The sequence below is a fragment of the Streptomyces sp. NPDC020845 genome (genome assembly GCF_044334165.1).
Classification (GTDB): Bacteria; Actinomycetota; Actinomycetes; order Streptomycetales; family Streptomycetaceae; genus Streptomyces.
Window position 1 is genome coordinate 21,746 of record NZ_JBIRSJ010000040.1, and the last position, 5,636, is coordinate 27,381.

At 71.2% G+C, this 5,636-nt stretch carries 3 protein-coding genes; 1 reads left to right on the top strand and 2 read right to left on the bottom strand.

Translation table 11 applies throughout. The features are described 5' to 3' along the window. Positions 1 to 76 precede the first annotated feature (76 nt). Positions 77 to 1,456: a cytochrome P450 gene (locus ACH4U7_RS51830; RefSeq protein ID WP_398534726.1), complete on the top strand. Its 1,380-nt coding sequence runs from the start codon at positions 77 to 79 to the stop codon at positions 1,454 to 1,456. Positions 1,457 to 1,508: 52 nt separating this feature from the next. On the opposite strand, the gene meiC is transcribed toward ACH4U7_RS51830, so the two are convergent. Together meiC and ACH4U7_RS51840 are read right to left on the bottom strand one after the other, a co-directional pair. Beyond that, positions 1,509 to 2,501: a meilingmycin biosynthesis spirocyclase MeiC gene (meiC, locus tag ACH4U7_RS51835; RefSeq protein ID WP_398534727.1), complete on the bottom strand. Its 993-nt coding sequence runs from the start codon at positions 2,499 to 2,501 to the stop codon at positions 1,509 to 1,511. Positions 2,502 to 2,527: 26 nt separating this feature from the next. Beyond that, positions 2,528 to 5,636 (bottom strand): type I polyketide synthase (locus ACH4U7_RS51840; protein WP_398534728.1); only part of this gene is annotated, 3,109 nt, incomplete at its 5' end.

A 5,636-nucleotide genomic window follows, 5' to 3' on the forward strand; every position in this document is an offset into this window, starting at 1 on the left:
GGGCTTCTTGGGGGTGTTGGTGGCTTCATATCCTCATTTTCTCCGGTAGCGGCCGACGCCTGATAGGAGTTCAGCGATGCCTGCCCCTCTCCAAGTCCCCGATGTGCCGGGCTCGTGGCCGGTGCTGGGCCACCTGCCCCAACTGGCCCGGCGGCCGCTCGACTTCCTGCCTTCCCTGGCCGACCACGGAGACCTGGTCAGAATCCGGCTCGGCCGCAAGCCCGTCTACGTGGCCACCCACCCGGACCTGGTGCGGACGCTGCTGGTGACCGACGCGCACGCCTACACACGGGGCGCCGGACACGCCAAGGCGCTGGGCTTCATCGGACCGATCCTCGTCGCGACGACCGGTGAGCCCCACCGGCGCCAGCGCCGCATGATGCAGCCGTGCTTCCACCGACAGCGGCTCGGCAGCTACGTGTCCGCCATGTGCTCGGCCGCCACGGAGACGGCCGACTCCTGGTCGGCCCAAGACGTGGTGGACGTGGTGCCCGTCATGACCGAGCTGGCCACAGCCATGATCGCCAAGTCGTTGTTCGTCTCCGAACGTGCCGCACACGCCGAGGCGGAACTGCGTAAAACCGGCAATGCCATCCTGACCGTGGCCAGGATGAGCGCGATCCTGCCCGGGATCTACCGACGGCTGCCGACCTCAGGCAACCGGCAACTGCCCCCGGCGCGAACCGTGATCGAGGAGACCATCGCCGCCTACCGCGCCGAAGGGCAGGACCACGGCGATATGCTCTCGACGCTTCTGCGGACGACGGACGCCACCGGCGCCGGCCTGACCGACGAGGAGATCCGCGACGAGGTCATGGGCCTGGCCATCACCGGAATCGGCGGGCCCGCCGCCATCGCGTCGTGGATCTTCTGCGAGCTCGGCCAGAACCCCGACCTCGAACGACGGCTGCACGAAGAGCTCGACACGGTCCTCGACGGCCGGCCACCCAGCTCCCAGGACCTCACCCGGCTGGTCTTCACCCAGCGACTCGTCAAAGAGGCCCTGCGCAAGTACCCGGGATGGGTCGGCGCCCGGCGTACACGAGAGTCGGTGCGCCTCGGCGGCCACGAAATCCCCGCCGACGCGGAGGTCATGTACAGCGCCTACGCCCTCCAGAACGACCCCCGCTGGTACCCGGACCCCGAGCGGTTCGACCCCGACCGCTGGGACCCCCAGCAGAACGCCACGCGCGTCAAGAAGGGTGCCTGGGTCCCCTTCTCGGGAGGTGTCTACAAGTGCATCGGAGACGCGTTCACCGAGACCGAGACCGCGGTGGCCGTCGCCGTCATCGCCTCCCGGTGGCGGCTGCGCCCGGCGGATGGGCGCAGTGTCCGAGCGAGCCACCTGGCCACCCATGTGGTCCCCCGGCCACTCCGTATGGTCGTGGAGCCCAGGAGCCGGAACAAGGACGAGGCGGAGCGCTCACCGCATGTGGCGCCGCAGGTGAGCCGGTGACACACCGGGTACACCGGGCACGCGGTCGGGTACGCGGGCGGCGCCGGCCGTCTCAGTAGCCGGCCGTCGGACGGAAGAATTCGGGGAGCCGGTCCGGGGGAGCGCCGTCCATCAGCGAGAACAGGATGTGTGCACCGGTGTAGAGGGCGATGCTGACATTGGCCCCGCCCACTACCGCCAGCAGCCGGACCCATGGCCTCGGGCCCTCCGGTAGGAGGGCTGTCCCGGACTCCAGACAGGTTTCGCCGAGCCGGTTGCGAAAGTGGCGCGCGGCGCCTAGGGAGGCGCCGAAAAGCGCCGAGGCCACCATCTGATACAGCGGGAACTGATACCAGTGCCCACTCCAGATGGTCAGCTCGGGCACCGCCCGCGTCCACACGGAAACGCCGGCGAAGGACACCAGCGGCTCGGCGATGTCGAGGAGTACGACGAGCAGGAAGCCGAGCGCGATCAGCCGGACCGGCCCCAGCCGTGGCCACCGGGCGGCGGCAAGCCCCATGCCCTTGCCGCAGGCCACGGCGACCATCAAGGCCGTCATACAGATGCTCAGGGTCGCCAGCGGCAACTCGGCTTCCTGGTGGGCCCCCGCCCCCTGCCAACCGGGCACATATGGCCCCCAGGAGGCCACCGCTCCGAACACATTGACGTTCGACGCGAGCACCGGATTGATCCAGTTCATCAGGGGGCTCTGCCAACTGGCCGACAACAGCCCGATGAAGAGCAACGCGTCGAACGTCAGCCGCCTCTTGGCCCGACACTTCCGGTACAGATGCACCCCGAGGGCCACCGCTCCCACCACGGACAGCAGCGGGATCAGCACATCGGCGATCCGCTCCGAGTCCCCACCGCCCCTGGCCGGAGACGCCTCCTCGATGCGGTAGCCGCTGTCGGCGAGCCAAGAGGCGAACACATACACCTGAAGCCCCAGCACCAGGGCGCCGACACATGCCCACAGTGTCACGGGAAGGGTGAACACCCGCAGGCCGCGCACGGTCTCGGCCCGGCCGATGGCCTCCGGCCGGTCTTCGTCGACGACATCGGTCATGTATCGCTCCTAACTACGAGTCCGAACTACGAGTCCGAGCCGGGCTGGTCGCCGTGCGCCAGGCCGATGAGGCTGTCGATGTCCATCTCGTCGATCGAGCCGGGGCCCTCCGCCGAACGGGCGGCGGGGACGGCAGCGGCCCCGACGCTCCCGAGGCCGCCTCCGAGGTCGCCAGGGGCCTCGGCGAGATCCAGCAGCACAGACAGCAGACCGGCCTCCCGGAGCCTGCCGAGCGGAATGGACGCCACGGCGGCCCGCAGCTCCTCCTCACCGGGCTCCGAGGCCGAGGTCCCGTTCGCCCCGGCGCCGTTCCCGCTCGCCGGCAGCAGCAGGGCACGCACATGCTCCGCGAGCGCGGTCGGGGTCGGGAAGTCGAACGCGACCGTCGCGGGCAACCGCAGACCGGTGGCGGTGGTGAGCCGGTTGCGCAGCTCGACGGCGGTCAGCGAGTCAAAGCCCAGCTCCCGGAAGGCACGCCGCTCCGCCACCTCCTCGATCCCCGCATGGCCGATCACTGCGGCGGCGTGGGACCGTACGAGACGAGTGAGGATGCCCTGCTGCTCCTTGCCTCCGCAGCGGGCCAGCCGCTCGCGGAGCGATACGCCCACGTGCGACCCGTCCTCCCCGCCCTCGCCCCGGTCGGCCGCGCCGCCGGGGCGGGCGGAGGCCGGGACGAGCCCACGCAGCAGCGCCGGCACCCCGGCGGTGGTTGCCCGCGAGCGCAGCGCGCCGAGCTCGAACCGGGCCGGGACGAGGAATGGCTCCCCGGCCGCCGACGACGCGTCGAAGAGGGCAAGGGCCTCCTCGGTCGCCAGCGGCGCCATCCCGCCACGGTTGATCCGGGCGTGATCGGTGCCGTCGAGATGGCGCGTCATCCCGCTGCCCTGCGCCCATAGCCCCCAGGCCAGCGACATCGCGGGCCGCCCCTGAGCCCGGCGGTGCCGGGCCAGCGCGTCCAGTACGGCGTTGGCCGCCGCGTAGTTGCCCTGGCCGGGCGAACCGAGCACCGATGCCGCGGAGGAGAACATCACAAACGCGGCCAGGTCCGCGTCGCGTGTGAGCTCATGCAGAAGCAGCGCCGGGACCACCTTGGCGCGGAAGACGGTGTCGATCCGCTCGGGCGTCAGCGAGGGGATCGTGCCGTCGTCGAGCACCCCGGCGGCATGGACCACAGCGGTCAGCGGATGTTGTTCCGGGACGCTGCCCAGCAGGGTGGCCAGCGCCTTGCGGTCGGCGGCATCGCAGGCGGCGACGGTCACCGTCGCGCCGACCGCCTCGAGCTCGGCCGTGAGCGCCTGTACGCCCTGGGCCTGCGCACCGCGACGGCCGACCAGCAGCAGCTGCCGCACACCGTGCGTCATGACGAGGTGGCGGGCGATCAGCCCACCCAGCACTCCGGTGCCGCCCGTGATCAGCACGGTGCCTGCGGGATCGAGCGCCCATGGGGACGTGTCAGCGGATTCGTCGGCTGCTTCGTCGGTCGGTCCGTCGGCTGGTGCGGGCCGATCCTGCCGTGGCATCCGCACCAACCGCGGTACGCACACCTCTCCGTCGCGGACGGCCAGCTGGGGCTCACCGGCGGCCAGCGCCGCGGGAAGCACCTCGGCCAAGGAGCCGTGTCCATCCCAGTCGATCAGGATGATCCGGCCCGGGTTCTCGGACTGCGCCGAGCGCACCAGGCCCCACACCGCCGCGCCGGGCAGATCCGTGACGTCGTCCTCCCGGCGGCTGGCGACCGCCCCACCTGTCAGTACGACCAGCCGGCTGTCTGCGAACCGGTCGTTGCCCAGCCAGGACTGGAGCAGGTGCAGCGCGTGATGCACGGCTGTGTGGACGGCCGCGCCGCCCGCAACGTCACTGTCCTCGTCCCCGCCACAGGGGACGACGATCACCTCCGCGGCGCCATCGGCCTCCACGGCGCTGAGCAGCGCGGTCCAGTCGTCATGGCGCCGATAGGAGAGCCCGAAGGGATCGGCGCCGACGATGGCGAAGGACGAAGGATCGGAAGAGGAACGGCTGGAGGGGGACTGGCCGGATGGGGAGGGGTCTGCAGCGGGCAATGTCACGGTGGGCCATTCCAGGCCGAACAGCGACTCGTGATGGTCCGAGTGGGCGGCCCGCACCTCACCCGCGGACACCGGCCGCAGCACGAGCGCGTTGACGGAGGCCACTGGCCGCCCCGATTCGTCGGTCGCCTCGATGGCCACCACTCCGCGGCCCGGCTCCGGCGAGAGCCGCGCCCGTAGCACCTCACAACCCCTGCGGTGCAGCGTCACCCCACGCCAGGCGAACGGCAACCGAGCCGCCCGCTGCCCCTCCGGCGCATCGGGCTCATCACCGAGCGCAGGATCGAGGCCGAGGGTGTGCAGCGCCGCGTCCAGAAGGGCGGGATGGATGCCGAACCGGCCGGCGTCACGGGCCTGCGGTTCGGGCAGCCGCACCTCGGCGAAGATGTCCGAGCCCTTGCGCCAGGCGGCACGCAGGCCGTGGAACGCGGGCCCGTAGGCCAACTCAGCGTCGGCCAGCCGCTCGTACAGCCCGTCAAGGTCCAGGGCTTCAGCCTTGCCCGGAGGCCACGCATCGGCCTTCGGGCTGGCTGCTTCCGCGACGGGTGCGGTGGGGGAGGCGGGACCGTTGTTCAGCGTGCCCGTGGCATGCCGCGTCCATGAATGGCCCGCGCCCTCCAGACCCTCGGTGCCCTGCGCGTTCTCTGTACCCGGGACGTCGTCGTCACTCCGCGCGTAGGCGGCGAACTCCCGCCGCCCCTCACCGTCCGGGGGCCCGACGCTGATCTGCAGAACGACCCCGCCACGCTGCGGGAGGAGTAGGGGCGCATGCAGGGTGAGTTCTTCGACATGTCGACACCCGACGCGCTCCCCCGACTGAAGGACGATGTCCAGGAGCGCCGTACCGGGCACAAGCGCGACGCCGGCAAAGGCGTGGTCGGCCAGCCAGGGGTGCGTACGCAAGGAGAGCCGACCGGTGAAGAGGTGTCCGTCGCTGTCCGCAAGCGGAATCGCGGCGCCGAGCAGCGGGTGATGCGCCGGGTTCAGGCCGACGGCGGTGATGTCTCCTGTGTGGGTGGGGGTGTCGAGCCAGTAGCGTTGGTGTTGGAAGGGGTAGGTGGGCAGGTCG